Below are 20870 nucleotides of genomic sequence, written 5' to 3'. Positions count from 1 at the left end.
GGCGGCCGGGTCGGAAAGGCGGGCGATTCAAGCCACGGGACAGGGGGGTGTCAACGCCAACCGGGACGCGAGTTCGCGTCGTGAACGACAGGACGTCCAGGGTCATTTCCCTGTCCCTCCCCGGGGTTGGCACTTCGGACAGGCATAAGTGGTGCGTCCCGCCTGGGTGAAGGACTCCACCGGCGAGGCGCACTTGGAGCACGGGCCACCACCGCGCCCATACACCAGGAACGGGCTGACGGCGCCCCATTCCTCCAGGTACACGGGCTCCTCGCCCTCCTGCTCCTCCAGGCCGAAGTCGATGCTGGCGCGGATGGCCTGGACCAGGCGCTTCCAGTCGTCGGGGCCGAGGGAGGAGGGCTTGCGGGCGGGATGGAGGCCGGCGCGGAACAGCGCCTCCGCGGCGTGGATGTTGCCCATCCCGGCGATGCGCGCCTGATCCATCAGGGCGACCTTCAGGTCCTGCTTCGAGGACGCCAGGGCCTGTTCGAGCTGGCCGGCGGTGAGGCCGTCCGCCAGCGGATCCCTCCCCAGGGCCTTCACCACGTCCAGGGAGCGCAGCTCCGAGGCGGGAGCGGGCTCCATCCGGCCGAACATGCGCGCGTCGGCGAAGTGCAGCACCTGCCCGTTGTCCAGGTGGAAGCGGGCGCGGCTGTAGGGCACGACGTCCCCTTCCGAGCGCCGGACGAACTTGCCCGTCATGCCCAGGTGGCCCAACAGGCCCCGGCCTTCCTCGAAGGCGAAGAGGAGGTACTTGCCCCGCCGGACGAGCGACGTCAGCCGCCCATGGAGTCGCGCGAAGTCGCCGCGCTCGGCGCCGCGAAAGACGCGGGTATCATCCGCCTCCGCGCGCACGAGGCGTCGTCCATCGAACCAGCGCACCAGATTGCGCCGGGCGATTTCTACTTCGGGTAACTCAGGCATCCCCTCGGGCACATAGCACCGGCGCCCTCCTGGCCCACGCATTTCTTGCGCTTGTCGGCTCGCGCACATGTCCCCAGGGCGCCTCGGGCGCGGCGATCAGCCCCGTCCAGGAGGCTCACGGCGGGTGCGCTCGCCGCCGGGGGTGTCCCGGCGCACCAGAGGTCCCTGCCCTCCGGCTCCCGGGCGCCAGCGCGCCCGAGCCCCACGCCTCCCATCGGAACCCTCACGAGGGGCTTGCCGTGGAGGCGGACGCTGCCCAAGAGTCCGGGCAGGTTTCGGTCTCAACGCATCAACCGACAAAGAAAGGCGTCCTCGGTCATGCAACGGATTCTCTCGGCGGTATGGAGCCTGGCCCTCGTCATGGGAGTGACGACGGGCTGCACCACTCAGCGCGTCCAGGCGGAGAAGGCGCTCGCGAAGACCTTCGTCTCGGATGAGCAGGAGGAGGACATCGGCAAGCAGGTCAAGGCGGAGCTCGAGCAGAAGGAGAAGATCAAGTACGTGGAGGACCCGACCATCGTCGAGTACGTCCGCAACCTCTCCGCGCCCATCATCAAGCAGGCCACCAAGGACCGGCCGGGCGTGAAGTGGAAGATCAACGTCATCGACGACCCGAAGACGGTGAACGCGTTCGCCACGCCGGGCGGCTACCTCTACGTCTACACGGGCCTCATCCTGGCCGCGGACACGGAGGCGGAGCTGGCGGGCGTCATGGCGCACGAGGCGGGCCACGTCGTCGGCCGTCACTCCGCGCGGGCCATGGTGAACCAGATGGGCCTGCAGACCGTCACCCAGCTCGCCCTGGGACAGAACCCGGGCGCCGCGGCCCAGGTGGCAGCCCAGCTCGTCGGTGGCGGAGCCATGCTGGCGCACAGCCGCAGCGAGGAGTTGGAGGCGGACGAGTACGGCGCGCGCTACTCCTCCGGCGCCGGCTTCGACCCCAAGGGGCTCATCAGCTTCTTCCAGAAGCTCCAGGCCCAGGAGGGCAGCACGCCCGGCGTCATGAAGTGGCTGAGCACCCACCCCACCAACAAGCAGCGCATCGCAGACCTTCAGGAGTTCATCTCCAAGAAGGGCCTGCGCGGCAGCAACAACAGCCCGGGCCAGCTGCCCGCCATCAAGCAGAAGCTGGGCGGCAAGTAGCCCCCGCCCGAGCCGGGCTCAATGCAGGGTGGACGGGGGCTCGCGCTCCAGCTCCGCTCCAGAGGGCTCGGGGGACTTCCCCCGGGCCACGCGGTGCTTCCAGCGCCAGAAGGCCAGCCGGGAGCGCTTCGCGCTCGCCGCGCTCTTGGCGGCTCCAGGCGTCTTGATGGGAGGCTCCGCTGGAGCGGCCTCGCCGAACTGGCGCGCCCCCTTCTCCTTCCCCTCCGCCGAGGCGTGCTCCAGGATGGCGTTCAGCTCGCCACCGAGGATGAACACCAGCCCGGAGATGTAGAGCCACAGGAGCAGCACCACCACGCCACCGATGGAGCCATAGGTGACGTTGTACTTGCCGAAGTGCTCCACGTACTGCGTGAAGCCCCACGTGCTCGCCATCCACACCAGCGTGCCGAAGATGGAGCCGGGAGTGATGTACTTGAAGCGCTGCTTCACGTCCGGCAGCAGGTAGTAGCAGAGCGACAGCGCCAGCATCACCAGGCCCGCGGTGAACGGCCAGCGCACCCAGGACCAGACGACGTAGAAGGCCTCCTGCACGTGCAGCCGCGTCGCGAGCCACGCCCCCAGCCGGCCGCCGAGCAGGAACACGGCGAAGGACAGCGGGATGAGCAAGGTGCCGACGAGCGTCATCAGCATGGCGAGCCCCTGCGTCTTCCACAGGGGACGCGACTCGGGCACGTCGTAGGCCAGGTTGAGCGCCTTGCGCAGGGCATCCGCGCCGCGCGAAGCCGACCACAAGGCCACCAGGAGACCCACCGTCAAGAGCTTGGGGCGGGGCTGGTCCACCAGTGACGTCAGGTGCTGCGTCACCAGGCCCAGCGCGTCTCCAGGCACCAGCGGGCGGACGCGGTCCAGCATCGCGTCCACCGCGCCCGGCGCGAAGGGCAGGTACGCCACCAGCGTGACGAGGAAGAAGAGGAACGGGAACAGCGAGAACAGCAGGTAGTAGGAGAGCTGCGCCGCGATGTCCGTGACGGTGTCTTCCTGGAACTCCTTCACGAAGCGTCGGGTGAACTCGCGCCACGTGAGGTACTTGAGCCTGGGCAGCCGCATCCTTCCCTCCTCGCTCCCGACCCTCGGGTATCGGAAGGTGGGGTTGGCGACGCGGGTTGGCAGCAGGCGACCGGGCGAGCCCTCGTTCGGCTAGACGACGTTCGGCGGGAGGTATCTGCCCAACAGTGGACGAAGCCGGGAGCGCACCTCGTCGGGGATGCGGGAGCGCTCGGTCCACAGCGCCATCGCCAGGGCGGAGTCACAGCGACACGCGGACGGGGCCTCGGCGATTCGCGGCAGCGCGCGGCGGATGAGCGCGGCCCCCTTCGCGGTGACAGCCGGCACGTTGTGGGACAGCCGCGCCAGCAGGGCCTCGTGCTCCTGTCCCGGGGGCAGCGGCTGCCAGGAGTCGTAGTCCGTGGGCAGCGCCACCAGCGCGTAGTGCAGCTCGGCCTCTCGGGCGAGCCGGGCCTCGGGCATGGCCGTCATCCCGACCAGGTCCGCGCCCCACTGCCGGTACAGCAGGCTCTCCGCGCGGGTGCTGAGCGAAGGGCCCTCGACGCAGACATACGTCGCCTGGGTGGCCACGACGGCGCCGCTGGCGGTGGCCGCGTTGGCGAGGACCTGACGCAGCGTGCCGCAGAAGGGCGAGTCCAGCTCCACGTGGACCGCGAGGTCGTCGTAGAAGGTGCAGGGGCGGCGGTAGGTGCGGTCGATGACCTGATCCGGGACGACCAGTTGGAGCGGAGGCAGATGCTCCTGGAGGCTGCCCACCGTGCCCGTGGCCAACACGTGGGTGACGCCCAACTGCTTCAGCGCGAAGAGGTTGGCGCGGTACGGAGCCCGGGTGGCGTTGAAGACATGACCCGCGCCGTGGCGTGGCACATAGACGACGGAGACGCCGTCCAGCTCTCCGGAGACGAGGGGGCCCGCATGGGGACCGAAGGGGGTTTCGAGGGTGTGGGTCTCCAACCGACCGGAGAGCCCCAACAATTGCTCCAGACCATGGCTCCCGATGATGCCCACCCTGACAGCCATGTTCCTCCTCTTGGCGCTCCGGCCGCGCTCCTGAACCATAGCGCCCCCCTGGCGCCGGGAGGCACGAAGACTGGTAGTTTTCGAAATAGCCATGCGTCTTCTGCCCTTCCTGCTTCTGGCCCTCGCCGCCACCCCCGCCAGCGCCCAGCGCGGCGCTGTCCCCTCCGGCTGTCAGGAGGACTACGCCACCTGCAAGGAGGACTGCTCCATCGAGTACGGCGGCAGCAGTCGCACCGTGAAGAAGCTCACCCAGTGCCTGAGCATCTGCACGGAGAACCGGGGCGACTGCAGCGAGCGTCACTCATCGCTGCGCGGCCTTCCCGACAGCGTGGTGGCGGACCCTCCTCGTCGCGGGCGGCCCTCCTCGAAGAAGCCCGTGAGCCGGGAAGAGGACCCGTTTGGAGACTCGGGGGACTCGGAAGGCCGGCGCACGACGAACCGCGAGGAGGACCCGTTCGGTGACGCGCGTCCGGACCGGGACTCGGTCCGTGGGCGTCGCGACAGCTACCGCGCGGACAGCGTGCCCGCCGAGGACACGCGCCCTCCTGCGGAGGATGTCCCCGCGGCGGCGCCGCCCGTCGACACCACGCCCGTGCCCACCGTGTCGCGGCAGGGCGTCTACCGGGCTTCCGACTCCGACCCCAAGCCCGCGAAGCCCGCGTCGAAACCCGAACCGGAAGCCGAGCCGGACCTCAGTGATTTGGAGCCGCTGGATGCGCCGCCGCCCGCGCCCACGGCCGCCGCGAAGCCGCCGCCCCGAATGGAGCCGGTGAAGCCCGTGCCCGCGAAGCCCGCGCCCACCATCGCCGCCACCGACGACGACGCGAAGGACCCACTGCTCGACGAGCCACCACCCGCTCCCGTCGCGGCCACGAAGAAGCCTACGCCGCCGCCGTCCAACCCGCTGCGCCCCTCGGTTCCGCCGGAGCCCAAGAACAAGGACATCTCCGAGTGGGACCCCAACGGGGACTGACCTCCGCCTCGGACGCCCCCGAGCGCCTCACCGCGCGCGTTGCAACTCCAGGATGTTCCGCCACAGCGCGAAGGGTGAGATGCCGGCGTAGCCGCTCTCCTGGCCGTCGTTGCACTCGATGACAATCCAGCGGCCGGAGACCTCCTGCGCGAGGTCCACGACGAGGAAGGGCACGTCCATCCGGCGCGCCACCTCGCGCCCCAGGCCGAGCGCCTCGCGCTGCTCCACCTCGTTCATCGTGTACGGCGACCCCTGCCACCAGTAGGGCCCCCACCCCACCAGCTCACCGCGCCACCAGAAGGTGCGGAACTCGAATGAGGAGGGGATGCGGTCCGGCGCGCCCTCCTCCACGCGGCGCAGCGGGCGCAGCTCCCGACACACCACCCGTTGCCAGTGGAGGATGGGGTCCGTCGCATAGGTCGCCATCGCGCGCTCGAACTGCTCGGGCCCCTCGATGATGGAGAGTGACTTGCGGTGGCGGCTCGTCTGTCGCTCGCCCTTCACGAAGACCGGCCACCCGAGCATGTCCTCCACCGTCTTCGCGGACGGCCGCGTGTCGTACCAGACGCTGCGCGGTGTGAGGTCCGTGAGCCGGGGGTACCAGTGCGGCAGCTCCGTCGCGAGCAGGTGCTGCTCCGGTGAGTGCACCAGCCTTACGCCCTCCGCCGCCAGCTCGCGGTAGCGCTCGGCGTAGTCGTTCCACACGCCGACGCGCGCCACCACATCCAGCGAGTCGGGCAGTTGATACGGGCGACGGCAGGCGAAGAACCGGTCGAAGCCGAAGTCGTAGATGCCCTTGCCCGTGGGCGCGTTCAGCACCCATAGCAACTCCTCCACCTGGAACAGGTCCTCACCCGCGCGAAGCATCAGACGAGTGTACGCAGACGCGGGCCGGGCACCACATGTCATCCAGGCGGAAACGAATGTTCCAGCAGGAGAGCGCGAGCCTTCACGCATCGACGCGCTCGTCGCCACTTCGCGTTGCTGACTCCTCGCGCACGGCGTTAATGGCCGCCGCGTTCCCACACCCCTGAGGAGACGTTGCATGCGAGTCGCTGTGAAGTGGTTGACGTGGACCTGTCTGGCCTTGCTGGCCGCGTGTGGTGGAAGCAGTGCGCGTGACACGCTCGACGACGAGCGCGGCGCGATTCTCCCCGATGCGCAGACCCTCACCTGCACCACCCTCCAACTCGCACGTGGCTCCATCGGCTCGGGCCAGGGCGTCCAGGGCCTGCACACCCAGACACTGTCTGGGACGCAGGACCGCTGGGCTGAGTACGTCGAATTCGCCCCCAACAGCTCCGCCACGTGCACCTATCCGCTGCCCGCGGGCGTGAGCTCGGACACCGTCATCGCGGCTGAAATCGGCGTGAACTTCCGGGGCCCGACGAAGTCAGCGATGCGCTGGCTGTTCGAGGCCTGGGACTACTCGACGGGCGCCTGGGTCATCGTGGGCGACAACGCCTTCGCGCAGTCGTGGAAGTGGTCGGCGACGTCGCTGGCCCTCACCTCCCCCGCGCGGTTCTTCTCCGGTGGCCCCGTGAAGCTGCGCTACCGCACGGAGTCCTCGGCGGATGCGTCGCTGCTGGACCTGTTGGTGGTGCGCGTGCAGGTCGCGGCGCCGGACGCTGGCACTCCCAACGACGCGGGCACTTCGACAGACGCTGGAACTCCCACCGACGCGGGCACATCCACGGACGCGGGCACGCCGGTTCCCTGGGAGGGCGTCAGCAGCTTCACGTACCAGCTCACCAACTATCCCCAGGGCAAGCTCGACGTGATTGCCGCCTCGAAGTTCGACCTCGCCATCGTCGAGCTGGTGAGAGACGGCTCGAGCGGCTACTTCACCGCCGCCGAGATTTCCGCGCTCAAGGCCCGGGGCAAGCAGGTGCTCGCCTACTTCGAGATTGGCGCCATCGAGGAGTACCGCCCCGAGTGGAGCCAGGTCCCCGCGGACCTGAAGCTGGGCCCCGTGGATGGCTGGCCCGACGAGCAGTACGTGAAGTACTGGGACGAGCGCTGGTGGCCCATCGTCCAGGGCCGTCTGGACCGCGCGCTCGCCGCGGGCTTCACCGGCTGCTACCTGGACATGGTGGTGACGTACGAGGAGATTCCCGCCAACTCCGCGGGCACCAACCGCGCCGACCTCGCGCGGAAGATGGTGGCCCTCATCTCCCGCATCAGCCAGTACGCGAAGGCGCGCAACCCGGCCTTCAAGGTGGTGCCGCAGAACTCCCCGGAGCTCGTCGACGACCCCCTCTATCTGCCCGCCATCGACGGCCTGGGCATGGAGGACATGTACTGGTCCGACGACGTCGCGTGCGACATGAGCTGGTGCGCGGAGAATCGCGCCAACGCCGCCCGGGTGCGCGCCGCGGGCAAGCTGGTGCTGTCCACCGACTACGCCGTCCAGTCCGCCCACGTCGCGGATGCGTACACGCGCTCTCGGGCCGCCGGCTTCGTCCCGTACGTCACGGTGCGCGCATTGGACCGGGTGACGGTGAACGCGGGGTGGGACCCGCGGTAGCCACTCAGGTCGCCGGGCGCCCCGCCACGGGAAGCAGGGGCGCCGTCGGCGGAGCACGGGCCACCACCGTCTGGGTGAGCCGCACGCCCGCGAGGACGAGCACCCCACCCACCGCGATTTCCCAGTGCAGGGCCTCGTCCAGCAGCAGCCAGGCCGCGAGCGCCGTCGCGGCGGGCTGGAGGTTGGAGAAGATGGCCACCTTCGACGCCGACACCTTCGACAGTGCGTAGTACCAGAGCACGTACGCCACCACCGACGTCAGCAGCCCCAGGTAGACGATGCAGCCCTTCGCCGTCGTGCTCGCGGCCATCAACATGTCCGTGTTCGCCACGAACGGCGCGAAGGGCAGCATCAACACCGTGGACATCGTCATGCACCACGCCGTCGCGCGCAGCGGACCGTGGACCGCGACGAAGGGCTTTCCCTCCGTCGTGTAGACGACCCACGCCAGCACCGCGCCGAGGATGAGCACGTCCCCCAGCATGGAGCCACGTGCATCCGCCAGCCCTCGTCCCAGCAGCAGCACCACCACGCCCACGAAGGCGGTGGCGATGCCCACGAGCGTCCGCGCGGAGGCGCGCTCCTGCCCGCGCCAGAGGCTCAACAGATACACCCCCAGCGGCGTGAGCGCATAGAGCAGCGCGCCGTGCGCGGCGGTGGAGCGCGAGAGCCCGCTGAAGAAGAACACCTGGTTCACCGGGCCCGCCAGCAGCCCCAGGATGAAGATGCGGCGCCACGCATCGCGCGGCGGCAGCTTTGGCCCGGGCAGCACCAGCAGCAGCACCAGGAACACCAGCCCACTCAAGAAGAAGCGCCACAACACCACGGTGAGCGGCGGCAGCTCCGTCATGGCCCGCTTCGCGGCGAGATACGTCCCCGCGCTGATGACGACCTGGATGAGCAACGCGGCATACACCCCGCGAAGCGGCGACGCATCGTCAGGGGAGTTCAGGGGTCGAGCTTGAGGAGCGCCCATTGCGCGGCGGTACGTACCAATTCGCTCGAATCGCCGCAGAGCTTTTCGAGCAGGTATCGCGAGTCCGCCTGCCTGGCCACGCCCAACGCATACACCGCGTTGCGGCGGAGCACGTCATACCGGGCGCGTGCCAACGCTGTACCGGGGATGAGCTCCTCGTACTGTGTCGGTGTGAGCCCCGCCAATTCCAGCGTGCCCAGCTCCGCCACCGCGCGGGGCGCGAAGCGAGGGTGCTCGGCGAACACGGGACGCCGGTTGAGCGGACACACCTGCTGGCAGATGTCGCACCCGAAGATGAGGTTGTCGAACTTGAGCCGGAACGCCTCCGGCACCTGCTGCTCGCGGTTCTCGATGGTCTGGTAGGACAGACACGCCCGTGCGTCCACACGGCCGTTGCCCACCAGCGCGCCCGTGGGACAGGACATGAGACAGCGGCGACACGCGCCACACCGGTCCGCCGCGGGCCCCGTCCCATAATCGTCCACCTCGGCATCGAGGATGAGCGTGGCCAGCAGCACCCACGAGCCATACGGCTCGGTGATGAAACAGCCGTTCTTCCCCACGTAGCCCAGCCCCGCGCGCGCCGCCCACACCTTCTCCATCAGCGGCCCGCTGTCCACGCTCCCGTATGTCCCCAGGCCCGGGGACATCCGGATGACGGCCTTGCGGAAGGCCTTCATCCTGTCGCGCAGCGTGGAGTGGTAGTCGCGCCCCCGCGCGTACCGGGCGATGGGTGAACCCACCGACACCTCGTCATCGCGCCAGTAGTTGTTGACGAAGGAGATGACCGTCCGGGCGCCCGGCAGCAACCGGTCGACGTCCAGCCGCTCGGCGACCCGCTCGCCCATCCAGTCCATGTCCGCCGCGAAGCCCGCCTCCAGCCACTCCATGATGAAGGTGGGGGGAATGGGCTCCGCGCGAGCGAAGCCCACGAGGTCGAAGCCCACGGAGCGGGCGAGGTCGCGAAGAGGGGCGGTGGGCAGCACGACGGAAACCAGGGTTCGCTATTTCGCGGACGGCTTCTCCGGAATCCACTTCACGTCTTCCACCTTGGCGCGGTGGTTGGCCACGCGAGCCATGACGAAGAGCAGGTCGGAGAGCCTGTTGAGGAAGACCACCACGTCCTTGGGAATCGTCCCATCGCGCAGCAGCGGGACGGCGCGGCGCTCGGCCCGGCGGCACACGGTGCGCGACAGGTGCAGCGCGGCGGCGCCCTGCGTGCCTCCGGGCAGGATGAAGTGGGTCATCGTCGGCAGCTCGCTCTCGAAGCGGTCGATGGCGTGCTCCATGTCCGCCGCCCACTCCGCCTTGAGCGCGGGGATGTGCGCGGACGCCTTCGTGCCCGCCGGGGTCGCCATCACCGCGCCCACCGTGAAGAGCTGGTCCTGGAGCCGATGCAGCATCGCGTCCAGTTCCTGCGGCAGAGAGGAGGCTCGCGCGAGGCCGAGCGTCGCGTTGAGCTCATCCACTTCGCCGTACGCGTCCACACGGGCGTCGTCCTTCGCGACACGACCGCCCCCGAACAGGCCCGTCTCCCCCGCGTCACCCGTCTTGGTGTAGATCTTCATGGGTTCCGGCTTGTACCGGTGGGGCGCGCCACACGTCCAATGAGAAGGCGCGTCGGTGCCCCCTCGGAGACAGCCCCGAGGTGGCTGTCGGACATGAGGCGGGCTTTCGGGCACGTTGTTGCTTGAACACCTACCCGAGGGCGACGTACACGCCTCGGCCCCATGCAGCCCTATCTGAACCTGCTCGACCACGTCCTCAAGCACGGAACGAAGAAGGGTGACCGCACCGGCACGGGCACGCTCAGTGTCTTCGGCCCGCAACTGCGGTTCGACCTGACGCAAGGCTTCCCGCTGGTCACCACGAAGAAGCTGCACGTGAAGTCCATCTTCCACGAGCTGCTCTGGATGCTCGCGGGGGACACCAACGTGCGCACGCTCCAGGCGAACGGCGTCACCATCTGGGACGAGTGGGCCAACGCGCAGGGCGAGCTGGGCCCTGTCTACGGCCACCAGTGGCGCTCGTGGAACGCGCCGGACGGCGCTCACATCGACCAGATGAAGGCCCTGGTCGGCGGGCTGAAGAAGAACCCCGACTCGCGTCGGCACCTCATCAGCGCGTGGAACGTGGCGGACCTGCCGGAGATGAAGCTGCCGCCGTGCCATGTCCTCTTCCAGTTCTACGTGGCCAACGGGCGCCTGTCCTGCCAGCTCTACCAGCGCAGCGCGGACCTCTTCCTGGGGCTGCCCTTCAACATCGCCTCGTACGCGCTCTTGACGATGATGGTGGCGCAGGTGACGGGCCTGGAAGCGCACGAGTTCATCCACACGATGGGCGACGCGCACCTGTACCTCAACCACGTCGAGCAGGCCCAGGAGCAGCTCTCCCGCGCGCCCCGGCCGCTGCCGCGCCTGCGCCTCAACCCGGACGTGAAGGACTTGTTCTCCTTCAAGTACGAGGACATCCAGGTCGAAGGCTACGAGCCCCACCCCGCCATCAAGGCCCCGGTCGCCGTATGAAGCTGTCGGCCATCGTCGCCCTGGCAGCTAACCGAGTCATCGGCGCCCACAACCAGCTCCCGTGGCGTCTGCCCGCGGACCTCGCGCGCTTCAAGCGACTCACCATGGGCCACACGCTCATCATGGGCCGCAAGACGTATGAGTCCATCGGCCGCCCCCTGCCCGGCCGCGCCTTCATCGTCGTCACGCGCCAGCGGGACTTCGCGCCCGAAGGCGTGACGGTGGTCCACTCCGTGGAGCAGGCACTCCAGCAAGCGGAAGGCCGAGGCGACGACGAGGTGTTCATCGCCGGAGGCGCGGACCTCTACGCCCAGACGATGGACCGCGTCGAGCGCCTGTACCTCACGCGAATCGCTCGCGACTACCCGGGCGACATCTTCTTTCCGGAGGTCGACCTGTCCGGCTGGAAGCTCGTCGAGCAGGAGCAGCACCCGGAGGCCGAGCCTCCCCACGCCTTCCTCACCTACGAGCGCTGAGCCCCACGCCTTTCGCGTCGCTCGCCCGCCGGGCGGCGCACCGTGCGCTGGCAGGTAGCTCTCGAGCCATGCCGTGCGCACCTCGAACGGCATGTGGACCACCCTCACCTTCCCGCTCCAGCCCCAGCACCTCATGGCCCGTTCGCTGCGCACCGCGACGCTGGCCGGTGCCGCCGGGCTCGCCGTCGCCAACACCCTCACGCTGGCCCGCCTCTCCCGACATCTCGAAGCCCGGCAAGTCCGGAGGCGACCTCCGCGCGCGCGGGCCCTGCGCGCGCTCGCCGTCGGAGCCCACGCCCTGGGCGCCACCGCGATGGGGGCCCTCTCCCTCGGGGCCGTCGCCATCGGCGCACTCTCCATCGGCGCCTTCGCCGTCGGCCGCCTGCGAGGAGGGGACTGGCGCCTCGCCCGCCTGCGCATCCAGTCCCTGGAAGTCGAGCAGTGGACAGGCCCCGTCAACGCCACCACCGTCGCCACCCTCTCTTCACGGGTTTGAAACGCTGATTTCGATATTGATTCGCAAAATTGAAACACTTCTCCCCCGCTGGTAGACGGAGGCCATGACTCGTGTGGTCTCCGTCGCCTTGTGCCTCATGCTCGCGGTGCCTCTTTCGGCCGAGGCCAGCGAACCAGGCGCGGAGGAGCGGACGTGGCACCGGCTGGTGGGAATCCTCCAGTACCTGGAGGCGGACTATCCGGCCGCCATCGAGTCCCAGTCGCAGTTCGAGCTGACGGAGCAGAAGAGCTTCGCGGCCGAGGCGGTGGACGCGGCCCAGGGTCTGGGCGCGGCGGCGGAGGTCTTCGTCCCGCGAGTGAAGGCCATCCAGGCGCGCGTGGACCAGTCGCGCGACGCGGAGGGCGTGAGTCGGGACTGCGGCGCGCTGGTGGAGGACCTGGTGCTCGCCGGAGGCCTGGCGCGCAGCCCGCGTCACCCGCCGGACCTGAAGCTCGGCGAGAAGCTCTTCCAGACGAACTGCGCGGCCTGCCACGGCGCGGACGGCAGCGCCAACCTGCCCATCTCAGCGACCATGGAGCCCGCGCCCGCCAACTTCCGCGACGCGGAGCTGATGGGCGGACTCACGCCCTACAAGGCGTTCAACACCACCAGCTTCGGCGTGCCGGGCACCGCGATGCCGGCCTATCCCACGCTGAGCGAGGACGAGCGATGGTCGCTCGCCTTCTTCGTCTTCACGCTGCGCCAGCCGCCGTGCGAGGGCGCTCCTCCGCGCGCGTCGCTGGAGCGCCTGGCGAACACCACGGATGACGACCTGGTGAAGTCGTTCGGCGCGGAGCACCTCGCGTGCCTGCGTCGCGAGCTGCCGCGGGTGGACGAGGAGCGCTCGCTGATGATTGCCCGCGAAGGGGTCCAGGAGGCGATGCGGCAGGGCGCCTCGGGCAACGCGGCGGGAGCGAAGGCGGCGTTGCTGGATGCGTACCTCAACGGCCTGGAGCCGGTGGAGCCCAAGCTCAGCTCGCGCGACTCCGCGCTGGTGCTCAAGCTGGAGCAGGGCTTCCTCGACGCTCGGCTCGCGGCGGAGAACGGCAGTCCGCACCTCCAGGACGAGGGCCGGGAGCTGGTGTCGCTGTTGGACCAGGCGCGTCGGGACAGCGGCAGCACGGCGGACCTGATGTCCACGCTGTGGCTCACCGTGCTCATCCTCCTGCGCGAGGGCTTCGAGGCCAGCATCATCGTCGCGGCGCTGCTGGCGGCCCTGAAGAAGATGAAGGCCACCGAGCACGTGCGCGTGGTGCACGCCGGCTGGATGTCCGCGCTGGTGGTGGGCGTTGGAGCCTACGTGCTCGGCCGACACCTGCTGGCCGGCGCGCAGCGCGAGTGGCTGGAAGGCGTCGCGGCGCTCGCGGCGGTGGGCATGCTCATCTACGCGGCGATGTGGCTCAACGCGCGCTCCAACATCAGCCAGTTCATGGGGGAGCTGCGCGAGAAGATGCAGGGCGCGCTCGGCCGGGGCAGCATGGTGGGCCTGTTCCTCATCGCCTTCACCGCCGTGCTGCGCGAGAGCTTCGAGACGGCCATCTTCCTCCAGGGCCTGGCGCTGGACTCGCCCGCGGGCGTGGCCTGGGGCGCGCTGGTGGGCGCGGTGGGGCTCGGCATCCTCGTCCTCTTCATCAACCGACTGGGCTTCCGGCTGCCCATGAAGACGCTGTTCAACGTGTCCACCGGGGTCCTCGTCGTCACGGCGGTGATGCTGCTGGGCAAGGGCCTGCACTCGCTGCAGGAGGTGGGCGCGTTGCCGCTGGTGCCGGTGCGCTTCTTCACCGTGGACCTGTTGGGCATCTACCCGGACGTCGTCTCCTTGCTGCCTCAGTTGCTGCTGGCCGCCGCGCCGCTCGCCCTGGTGGTGCTGCGTCGCCGGGCCCGCGCCAGCCGTGTGACCGAGATGTCCGCCAGTTGACGCGACGACACCCCCGGCCTTGCGGTAGCTTGGGGGGGTGAGGTTTTCGCGCGCGCTCTCCGCCTGGCTGGCCGTCCTGCTCCTGTCGAGCACGGGCTCCGCCTGGGGCCAGCGAGTCCCCGAGGACGAGCCGGCCCAGCGCCCCGCTCCCGAGCTGACACCTCCCCCGCTCGTCCCCGTCTCGCCCGGAGACAGCACGTCGCGTGACGATGACGAGGGCACGGGCGAGGCCCAGGCCCCCCCCACCGCGACGTCCGGTCCTGAAGTCACCGAAGCAGCCAAACCGAGCCGCAAGGCCGCCGTGGAAGATCCGGTGCCCCGCGTCGCGGTGGAGCTCGTGGGAGGAGCCGCGGGCGGAATCGCGGGGGGCGCAGTGGGGCTGCTGGTGGGCTACCTGCTCGGCGCGCCCACGGTGGGCTGCGACGAGTGCCAGGTCGTCTCGCTCGTGGGCGGCCTCACCGGCGTCGTCATCGGGATTCCCGCCGGCACGTGGGCGGGCGGCCGGCTCATGGACGGCAAGGGCACGCTGCTCGCCACCATCGGAGGAAGCCTGGTGGGCTGGGGTGGCGCGCTGCTGGGCTCGCTCATCCTCGGCGCCGACGACAACGACAAGGCGCTCGCCGCGCTACTGCTGCTGCTCCCCGTCGCGGGCGCCACCACGGGCTACGAGCTGTCCCACCAGTCGCAGCGCCCGGTGACGCCGCCCGCGAAGACACAGCACGACTCCGGCGTGCGGCTGCTGCCCGTCGCGGGGATGACCGAACACGGTCCCCGATTGGGCCTGATGGGGCGGTTCTGAAAGCCGCCCCTCCGGCGGCTCAAGTCTCCAGACGGAAGTACTGCAGCGACTCCTCGCGCACGCGGCCTTCGGCCACCAGCTTCTCCAGCGTGGCCAGCGCGCTGCGCTCCGCCACCGGGTGCATCAACGGCGGCGTGTCCGCATAGGCCCGCTCCACCAACCGGGCCAGGGTGATTCCGTCGGGAGGCACCGCCGCGAGGATGAGCGCCTCGCGCTGGGCGCGGTGGTTCAGATACTCCTGGAGCTTCGCGGGCCCGTCCGGCAGCGGCTGGCCATGCGCGGGATACAGCGTGCCCACGGGCCAGTCGCGCAGCCGGGCGAGCTGCGTCAGGTAGTCGCGCATGTTGCCCTCGGGCGGGTCGATGACGATGGAGCCCACGCCGGCCACCATGTCTCCCACCACCGCCGCGCGGCTGCGCTCGTCCACGAGGCAGATGTGGCCCCGCGCATGTCCGGGCGTGTGCAGCACCCGCCAGCGCTGGGGCACCTCACCCGCCAGCTCCAGCACTTCGCCGTCCTCCAGCAGCCGGTCGGCGGGGAAGTCCAGCCACTCCGCCGTCTTCGCATGGCACCACAGCGGAATGCCCAGCCGCTCCTTCACCGCGCGCGCGCCGCCCACGTGGTCGCCGTGGTGATGCGTCAGCACCACCGCCACCGGCTTGAGCCCGTCCGCCTTGAGGCTCGACACCAGCGACAGGAGCTTCGCGTACTGCTTCACGTCGCCGGAGCCGGGGTCCACCAGCAGCAGCTCGCCGTTGCCCAACACGTACGCGTTGGTGTGAGTGGCCGGAGGCAGCGTGGGCGTCTCCAGCGCGACCACGCGCACGCCCTGCTGGAACTCGATGCGCTGGGCGATGTAGCCCGGGCAATACGGCGGCGTCGTGAGCCGTGCCCTCGCGTCCGCCTCGTCGGTGAACGTGCCCAGGACCTGGAGCGCATGCACCGCCGGCGGGTGCAGCAGCGCGGTGCCGTCATTCCAGCGCCCCAGCGCCAGCGAGGGCGACACCCACGCGCCTTCCGACAGCTCTCCGGGCCACAGCTCCGTGCGCGCGTGCGGCGGCAGCTCCGCCAGATAGAAGTGCGTGTCGAAGCGCACCGGCACCGCATGCGGGGTAATCCACCGCCCCGCGGCGCGGAAGTCGTCGGCGCGCAACGTCAGACCCTCGGCCTGGAGCAGCTCACCCCAGCCGCGCTGTCCCGCCAGCAGCGCCTTGCGCAGGGCGTCGTGCTTCTCTTGCGAGAGCGACTCGGCGCCCTCGGCCACCAGCACGCCGGCCTCCTCGAACAGCTCGCGCGCGGCGGCCGAGCGCAGCGCGGCCTCTTCTCCACTGGCGCCCCGCACCGGGACATCCGCGTCCGCCGCGTCCAGCTTGCCCCCGGGAAACGCGTAGAAGCCGCCCGCGAACTTCAGCGCCTTGCCGCGCTTCACCCAGTAGACCTCCACTCCGGGGCCCACGCGGCGATACAGCAGCGCCACCGCGGAGGCACGGGGCTCGGCGGGGACATGACTCAGGTCCAGGCCGAGACCCAGGCCGGGAAGACGCTCACTCATGATTGCACCGCCTGACCGAGGAGCTGGCCCATCAGCTCGTGCGCTGCTTCCGACTGGTCCGGCCGCACGAACAAGCGCGTGAGACGGACCGCTCCACTGTAGCGCTGGTACAGCGCGGTGTAGCGCGCCACCTCCGTCAACCGTCCGGTGGACGCGTCGATGATGAAGAGGCTCGGCCCCGGGCCCGTCGGGCCGGAGGCGTACTTGCTGAGGACGTTCACCGACTCCACGACGTAGTGCTCGAAGCCCGACGAGACGAGGGCGCTGCGCAGCACGTCCAGGTCATACCCGGCATCCCGCTCCGTGAACTGCGCCAGCAGCTTGAAGCCCTGACGGGTGATGATGCGCTGCGCCCACTTGTTGCGGGAGCGGCGCAGCGTGTACCAGAGCGCCGAGTCGTCACAGAGCAGGAAGGCCTCCGGGTCCGACGGAATCTCGAACTCGCCGGGCGACTCCTCGTAGTAGCGCCGCAGCATGTAGTCGAAGCTCACCGACGTGTGGTGCAGGTAGACCGAGACGAACATGTGGTAGCGGCTGAGGAGGAAGTCCTCGAAGGCGAACGCCGCCGCCCGGCTCAGCGCCAGATAGGCCCGCCCGTCCTTCACCGCCGGGTTCAGGTTGCCGATGATCCAATCCATGTCGTACCGGCCGTAGTTGACCCCCGTGTAGAAGGAGTCGCGCAGCAGGTAGTCCATGCGGTCCGCGTCCAGTTCGCCGGAGACGATGGCGCGCAAGAGCGGCGTCCAGTCCACCCCGTCCCACGTGAAGCCCGGGTCCTTGGGCGGACGGGCTCCCGTAATCAGCGCCACCGCCGCCATGGGGGTGATGTCCCGCGCCCCGAACTCGCGTTCGATGATGGGCGTCAGCGAGCTGTCGAGCAGGATTTTCGCCGTGTAGTCCTCGTGGGTGGCCTGCTCCCCCTCCGCCACTGAGTCCAGCCAGCCGGGCAGGCGCAGCAGTGAACGCTTCGGGGCGATGCGCTCGGAGGCATGCGACAGCGGCATGTGGCCCAGGTCATGGCAGAGGACTGCCAGACGCACCGCGGTGCAGAAGCGCTCTCGCACGTCCTCGGGGAGCGACGAGCGGGAGGCCACCGCGCCGAACACTCGCGAGGCGACGTGCATGGCGCCCAGGGAGTGGATGTGCCGGGTGTGAGTGGCCCCGGGGAAGGCCAGGTCTCCGAAGCCGAGCTGCCGCACATAACGCAGCCGCTGATAGTGGCGGCTGTCGATGACGGCCTTCTCCGACTCGCTCACCGGGATGGTGCCGTGGATGGGGTCGCGGATGCGCATGGTGCCCTTTCCATACTCCTGGATACCCCTATCGGAGGTAGTCCACCGTACTGCAAGCCCTTCCGGGAGGTAGCCCAGGAGGTAACCAACCGTCACCTGTGGACTGGGCTCGGAACGGGGGACGTGCTAACCCTCCCGGCACCTCCGAATGCACCTCATTCTGCTGCACAACCGCGACCACGAGCTCCTCCAGGATGACCCGGGACGGGAGGCCCGAGAGGACGTGGTGCGGGTCGCCGCCGCGCTCTCCGAAGCCCTCACCCACGGCGATACCGTCGCCGAGCCACTGGCCATCGAGGGTGACCGGCTGGACTTCGTGGACATCCTGCGAAGGCGGCAGCCGGACCTCGTCGTCAACCTGTGCGAGTCGCTCGCCGCCGACAGCCGGGGAGAGATGGCGGTCCCCTGCCTGCTGGATGCGCTGGGCCTGGCCTACACTGGCTCGTCCGCCCTCTCGCTCGGGCTCGCGCTGCACAAGCCCAAGGCGAAGGAGCTGCTCGCGGCGCGCGGCGTGTCCACGCCCGCCTTCCGCGTGGTGGAGCGCCTGGAGGACGCGCTGGCGGTGGACCTCCCCTGGCCCCTCATCGTCAAGCCCGCGCGCGAGGACGCCAGCATGGGCGTGACGAAGGACTCCGTCGTGTACGAGCGCGCCGCGCTGGTGCGCGCCTGCGAGGCGGTGCTGCGCGAGTTCCACCAGCCCGCGCTCGTCGAGCAGTTCATCCCCGGCCGCGAAATCTACGTGCCGCTGTTGGGAAACCAGCCGCGCCGCGCGCTGCCGTTGACTGAAATCCACTTCGGTCGGACCTTCGAGGACCGGCCGAACATCGTGTCGTACAGCGCCAAGTGGGAGGAGGGCTCTCCCGAGTACCGGGATACGCCCGCCGGGCCGTGTCAGGTGGATGCGGCGCTGGAAGCTCGTTGTGTGCAGGTCGCGCTGGAAGCCTTTGCAGCGCTCGACTGTCAGGACTATGGACGGGTCGACCTTCGGGTGTCTCCGGAGGGCGTTCCCTACGTCATCGACATCAACCCCAACTGCGACCTCCATCCGGGAGCAGGGTTCGCCAGGGCCGCGGCTGCCGCGGGCCTGGACTATCCCGCCCTCGCCGCCCGACTGGTGGAGGTCGCTTCCGAAAGAGCCCATGGACATCCGTCGCATCGAAGGAAAGGACCGGGAGCCCCTCGCCGCGCTGATTCGAAAGATCGAAACCTTCTCGCCGCAGGAGGTTGAGGTCGCCATCGAGCTGGTCGGCATCGCGCTCACGCCGGACAACGCGGACTACGCCATCTTCGTCGCGGACCGGGACGGCCAGTTGGTCGGCTACATCTGTTACGGCCCCACGCCGATGACGGAGGACAGCTATGACCTGTACTGGATTGCGTCCTCTCCGGAGGTGCGCGGTCAGGGTGTGGGCGCGGCGCTGGTGTCCGCGATGGAGGGAGAGTTGCGTCGGCGCAATGGCCGGCTCATCCGCGTGGAGACGAGCGCCACGGAGGCCTACGGGCCCACGCGCGGCTTCTACGCGTCCATGAAGTACGGCGAGGAAGCGCGCATCCGCGACTTCTACAAGGTGGGGGACGACCTCATCATCCTCACCAAGCGGCTGTAGGCCACCGCACGGGGTGTGGGGCGGTTGAAGACTTTGACCGCCTCCCCCGTTAGAAGGGGCGTGATGACTCGCACGCCCCGACCGATGTCCCTGGCCCTCGTGTCCCTGTGCGCCCTGCTGGCGGGCGTCCCCGCCGCCTGGGCTGGTGCTCCCGCGCCCACCAAGGCCGTCTCCGCTCCCACCGAAATGTCCGACGTGGTGAAGGCTCCTCGCCCTCAAGGGGGGGAGTTCTTCGGCCTGTACCTCATGGACAAGAAGGTGGGCTGGCTCTTCACGGACCTGGTGGTGATGCCCGGCGAGCCCGCCAAGGTGAAGAGCATCAACCAGCTCGTGTTCAAGGCCCTCGTGGGGACGCGCCTGTCGGAGCGCAACCACCGCGAGGAGCGCATCTACGAGGCGAAGCCCGGCGGCCGGCTGCTGTCGTTCAGCGTGGTGCAGCGGGGCGACGGTGGAGACCAGACGCTGGAGGGAGCCACCACGCCGGAGGGCGGAATGAGCGTGGTGCGCAAGCGCCTGGGCCACGCGGACGAGGTGCTTCCCGTGCTGCCCGCGACGAAGGAGCGCGTCGAGGACGTGGACCAGGCGCGCGTGGCGCTGGCTCGCAAGGCGAAGGTGGACGGCTTCGTGCTGGATGGCATGGACCTGGAGACGTACGGCCTCACGACCACCGTGGAGCCCGCCGAGCAGCGGACGGTGAATGGCGTGAAGGTGAAGCTGGGCAAGGCCAGCAGCATCTCGCAGAAGGAGAAGGTGCCGGTGGTCTCCTATGTCACCCAGCGCGGGGAGATGGTGCTGGTGGACTTCGGCCAGACGATGCAGGCGCGCAAGGAGACGGAGGCCGTCGCCAAGCGCATGGACCTGGTGGAGGTGTTCGGCCTCACCCGCGTGGTGCTGCCCAAGCCGCTGCCGGAGTCCGCGCGGGCGGTGCCCGGGAGCGTGAAGCTGGTGGTGACGGGGCTGCCGGAGAAGTTCCGCGTGGAGACGTACCGCCAGAAGTTCGCCGCGCGGCCGGATGGCAGCGTGGACGTGACGTTGCAGGCCGCGGCGCCCTCGGCGGCGGCGCGCAAGCCGCGTCCCGTGGCGGACCCGGAGGGTGGGAAGAACCTCAAGTCCGACCTCATCGTGGAGAGCGACGCCCCGGCCATCCGCGAGCAATCGAAGAAGATTGTCGGTGACGAGAAGGACGCGTACCGCGCGGCGCAGAAGGTGAACACGTGGGTGGCCACGCATCTGGAGAAGGACTACGGGGCCAGCGCGGACCGGGCCACGGATGTGCTGCGCCAGAAGCGCGGGGACTGCACGGAGCACTCGCTGTTGTCGGTGGCGCTCCTGCGCGCGGCGGGCATCCCCGCTCGGCGCGTGGACGGCGTCATCTACATGGTGAACCAGGACGGCGTGCCCGCGCTCTACTGGCACGAGTGGGTGGAGGCGTTCGTGGGTGAGTGGACGCAGCTGGACCCGACGTTCAACCAGCCCGTCGCGGACGCCACTCACTTCGCCTTCGGCTATGAGGGGAACGCCGAAATCACGCCCCTCATCGGCACGCTGAAGGTGACCGAGGTCAAGTAGTCCTCGGACCGAAGGCGCCTTGAGGAAGCACGCGGGCCTCATTGGCC

At 69.5% G+C, this 20870-nt stretch carries 20 protein-coding genes; 11 read left to right on the top strand and 9 right to left on the bottom strand.

Features of this window, described 5'->3' with window-relative positions; genetic code table 11:
- Positions 1–102 precede the first annotated feature (102 nt).
- On the bottom strand, positions 103–924 hold the full coding sequence (gene mutM, locus G4D83_RS39860) for a bifunctional DNA-formamidopyrimidine glycosylase/DNA-(apurinic or apyrimidinic site) lyase (protein ID WP_163870164.1): 822 nt from the start codon (positions 922–924) through the stop codon (positions 103–105).
- Positions 925–1242: 318 nt separating this feature from the next.
- Here mutM and G4D83_RS39855 point away from each other — a divergent pair, with 318 nt between their 5' ends.
- On the top strand, positions 1243–2067 hold the full coding sequence (locus tag G4D83_RS39855; protein ID WP_163870163.1) for a M48 family metallopeptidase: 825 nt from the start codon (positions 1243–1245) through the stop codon (positions 2065–2067).
- Between the two features lie 18 nt (positions 2068–2085).
- On the opposite strand, the gene G4D83_RS39850 is transcribed toward G4D83_RS39855, so the two are convergent.
- On the bottom strand, positions 2086–3135 hold the full coding sequence (locus G4D83_RS39850) for a YihY/virulence factor BrkB family protein (RefSeq protein WP_163870162.1): 1050 nt from the start codon (positions 3133–3135) through the stop codon (positions 2086–2088).
- A 90-nt stretch (positions 3136–3225) separates the two neighbouring features.
- On the bottom strand, positions 3226–4113 hold the full coding sequence (locus tag G4D83_RS39845; RefSeq protein ID WP_163870161.1) for an MTAP family purine nucleoside phosphorylase: 888 nt from the start codon (positions 4111–4113) through the stop codon (positions 3226–3228).
- 91 nt (positions 4114–4204) lie between these two features.
- On the opposite strand from G4D83_RS39845, the gene G4D83_RS39840 reads away from it, so the two are divergent.
- Positions 4205–5086, top strand: a complete 882-nt coding sequence (locus tag G4D83_RS39840) for a hypothetical protein (protein ID WP_163870160.1) — start codon at positions 4205–4207, stop codon at positions 5084–5086.
- A 27-nt stretch (positions 5087–5113) separates the two neighbouring features.
- Here G4D83_RS39840 and G4D83_RS39835 read toward each other — a convergent pair whose 3' ends face one another.
- On the bottom strand, positions 5114–5953 hold the full coding sequence (locus tag G4D83_RS39835) for an ATP-grasp domain-containing protein (protein ID WP_163870159.1): 840 nt from the start codon (positions 5951–5953) through the stop codon (positions 5114–5116).
- A gap of 178 nt (positions 5954–6131) precedes the next feature.
- Here G4D83_RS39835 and G4D83_RS39830 point away from each other — a divergent pair, with 178 nt between their 5' ends.
- Complete coding sequence (locus tag G4D83_RS39830; RefSeq protein ID WP_163870158.1) at positions 6132–7613, top strand: endo alpha-1,4 polygalactosaminidase; 1482 nt, start codon at positions 6132–6134, stop codon at positions 7611–7613.
- A 4-nt stretch (positions 7614–7617) separates the two neighbouring features.
- Here G4D83_RS39830 and G4D83_RS39825 read toward each other — a convergent pair whose 3' ends face one another.
- From G4D83_RS39825 to G4D83_RS39815, 3 genes are read right to left on the bottom strand one after another with little or no spacing between them, the layout of a single operon-like run.
- The gene (locus G4D83_RS39825) at positions 7618–8589 is read right to left on the bottom strand and encodes a DMT family transporter (RefSeq protein ID WP_163870157.1); all 972 of its coding nucleotides are present in this window, start codon (positions 8587–8589) and stop codon (positions 7618–7620) included.
- Entirely contained in the window at positions 8562–9575 is a 1014-nt protein-coding gene (gene queG / locus G4D83_RS39820) for a tRNA epoxyqueuosine(34) reductase QueG (RefSeq protein WP_163870156.1), read from the bottom strand. The genes G4D83_RS39825 and queG overlap by 28 nt, the downstream gene beginning before the upstream one ends.
- Positions 9576–9593: 18 nt before the next feature.
- Positions 9594–10157 carry a cob(I)yrinic acid a,c-diamide adenosyltransferase gene (locus G4D83_RS39815; RefSeq protein WP_163870155.1) on the bottom strand — a complete coding sequence of 188 codons (564 nt, stop codon included), beginning with the start codon at positions 10155–10157 and terminating at the stop codon, positions 9594–9596.
- A gap of 162 nt (positions 10158–10319) precedes the next feature.
- Between G4D83_RS39815 and G4D83_RS39810 the strand changes: the two genes are divergently transcribed.
- The 5 genes from G4D83_RS39810 to G4D83_RS39790 all read left to right on the top strand — a co-directional run bounded on the left by G4D83_RS39810 (position 10320) and on the right by G4D83_RS39790 (position 14803).
- On the top strand, positions 10320–11114 hold the full coding sequence (locus G4D83_RS39810; RefSeq protein ID WP_163870154.1) for a thymidylate synthase: 795 nt from the start codon (positions 10320–10322) through the stop codon (positions 11112–11114).
- Complete coding sequence (locus tag G4D83_RS39805; RefSeq protein WP_163870153.1) at positions 11111–11590, top strand: dihydrofolate reductase; 480 nt, start codon at positions 11111–11113, stop codon at positions 11588–11590. Before G4D83_RS39810 ends, G4D83_RS39805 begins: the two co-directional genes overlap by 4 nt.
- Positions 11591–11663: 73 nt before the next feature.
- Complete coding sequence (locus tag G4D83_RS45710; protein WP_240357082.1) at positions 11664–12086, top strand: hypothetical protein; 423 nt, start codon at positions 11664–11666, stop codon at positions 12084–12086.
- A 64-nt stretch (positions 12087–12150) separates the two neighbouring features.
- Positions 12151–14004: an FTR1 family protein gene (locus G4D83_RS39795; protein WP_163870152.1), complete on the top strand. Its 1854-nt coding sequence runs from the start codon at positions 12151–12153 to the stop codon at positions 14002–14004.
- Positions 14005–14041: 37 nt separating this feature from the next.
- Entirely contained in the window at positions 14042–14803 is a 762-nt protein-coding gene (locus G4D83_RS39790) for a GlsB/YeaQ/YmgE family stress response membrane protein (protein WP_163870151.1), read from the top strand.
- A gap of 19 nt (positions 14804–14822) precedes the next feature.
- On the opposite strand, the gene G4D83_RS39785 is transcribed toward G4D83_RS39790, so the two are convergent.
- Positions 14823–16355, bottom strand: coding sequence for an MBL fold metallo-hydrolase (locus G4D83_RS39785; RefSeq protein WP_163870150.1), 1533 nt, complete (start codon positions 16353–16355; stop codon positions 14823–14825).
- Positions 16352–17647 (bottom strand): HD domain-containing protein, encoded by a 1296-nt coding sequence (locus tag G4D83_RS39780; RefSeq protein ID WP_163870149.1) that lies wholly within the window; start codon positions 17645–17647, stop codon positions 16352–16354. The genes G4D83_RS39785 and G4D83_RS39780 overlap by 4 nt, the downstream gene beginning before the upstream one ends.
- A 148-nt stretch (positions 17648–17795) precedes the next feature.
- Between G4D83_RS39780 and G4D83_RS39775 the strand changes: the two genes are divergently transcribed.
- From G4D83_RS39775 to G4D83_RS39765, 3 genes are all read left to right on the top strand, one after another.
- Entirely contained in the window at positions 17796–18875 is a 1080-nt protein-coding gene (locus G4D83_RS39775) for a D-alanine--D-alanine ligase family protein (RefSeq protein ID WP_163870148.1), read from the top strand.
- Positions 18787–19254 (top strand): GNAT family N-acetyltransferase, encoded by a 468-nt coding sequence (locus G4D83_RS39770; RefSeq protein ID WP_163870147.1) that lies wholly within the window; start codon positions 18787–18789, stop codon positions 19252–19254. Before G4D83_RS39775 ends, G4D83_RS39770 begins: the two co-directional genes overlap by 89 nt.
- Positions 19255–19317: 63 nt before the next feature.
- Positions 19318–20823 carry a transglutaminase-like domain-containing protein gene (locus tag G4D83_RS39765; RefSeq protein ID WP_205522834.1) on the top strand — a complete coding sequence of 502 codons (1506 nt, stop codon included), beginning with the start codon at positions 19318–19320 and terminating at the stop codon, positions 20821–20823.
- Positions 20824–20870: the final 47 nt, after the last annotated feature.

It is taken from the genome of Myxococcus eversor, assembly GCF_010894455.1.
Taxonomy (GTDB): Bacteria; Myxococcota; Myxococcia; order Myxococcales; family Myxococcaceae; genus Myxococcus; species Myxococcus eversor.
This window is presented reverse-complemented; position numbering and strand designations above follow the sequence as displayed.

Excerpts from the sequence above, each read along its gene's own strand:
- G4D83_RS39850 (WP_163870162.1), bottom strand. The coding sequence starts at position 3,135 with ATGCGGCTGCCCAGGCTCAAGTACCTCACGTGGCGCGAGTTCACCCGA.
- G4D83_RS39795 (WP_163870152.1), top strand. The coding sequence starts at position 12,151 with ATGACTCGTGTGGTCTCCGTCGCCTTGTGCCTCATGCTCGCGGTGCCT.
- G4D83_RS39805 (WP_163870153.1), top strand. The coding sequence starts at position 11,111 with ATGAAGCTGTCGGCCATCGTCGCCCTGGCAGCTAACCGAGTCATCGGC.
- G4D83_RS39835 (WP_163870159.1), bottom strand. The coding sequence starts at position 5,953 with ATGCTTCGCGCGGGTGAGGACCTGTTCCAGGTGGAGGAGTTGCTATGG.
- G4D83_RS39770 (WP_163870147.1), top strand. The coding sequence starts at position 18,787 with ATGGACATCCGTCGCATCGAAGGAAAGGACCGGGAGCCCCTCGCCGCG.
- G4D83_RS39765 (WP_205522834.1), top strand. The coding sequence starts at position 19,318 with ATGACTCGCACGCCCCGACCGATGTCCCTGGCCCTCGTGTCCCTGTGC.
- G4D83_RS39845 (WP_163870161.1), bottom strand. The coding sequence starts at position 4,113 with ATGGCTGTCAGGGTGGGCATCATCGGGAGCCATGGTCTGGAGCAATTG.
- G4D83_RS39815 (WP_163870155.1), bottom strand. The coding sequence starts at position 10,157 with ATGAAGATCTACACCAAGACGGGTGACGCGGGGGAGACGGGCCTGTTC.
- mutM (WP_163870164.1), bottom strand. The coding sequence starts at position 924 with ATGCCTGAGTTACCCGAAGTAGAAATCGCCCGGCGCAATCTGGTGCGC.
- G4D83_RS39775 (WP_163870148.1), top strand. The coding sequence starts at position 17,796 with ATGCACCTCATTCTGCTGCACAACCGCGACCACGAGCTCCTCCAGGAT.
- G4D83_RS39825 (WP_163870157.1), bottom strand. The coding sequence starts at position 8,589 with ATGGGCGCTCCTCAAGCTCGACCCCTGAACTCCCCTGACGATGCGTCG.
- G4D83_RS39830 (WP_163870158.1), top strand. The coding sequence starts at position 6,132 with ATGCGAGTCGCTGTGAAGTGGTTGACGTGGACCTGTCTGGCCTTGCTG.
- G4D83_RS39785 (WP_163870150.1), bottom strand. The coding sequence starts at position 16,355 with ATGAGTGAGCGTCTTCCCGGCCTGGGTCTCGGCCTGGACCTGAGTCAT.
- G4D83_RS39810 (WP_163870154.1), top strand. The coding sequence starts at position 10,320 with ATGCAGCCCTATCTGAACCTGCTCGACCACGTCCTCAAGCACGGAACG.
- G4D83_RS39855 (WP_163870163.1), top strand. The coding sequence starts at position 1,243 with ATGCAACGGATTCTCTCGGCGGTATGGAGCCTGGCCCTCGTCATGGGA.
- G4D83_RS39780 (WP_163870149.1), bottom strand. The coding sequence starts at position 17,647 with ATGCGCATCCGCGACCCCATCCACGGCACCATCCCGGTGAGCGAGTCG.
- G4D83_RS39840 (WP_163870160.1), top strand. The coding sequence starts at position 4,205 with ATGCGTCTTCTGCCCTTCCTGCTTCTGGCCCTCGCCGCCACCCCCGCC.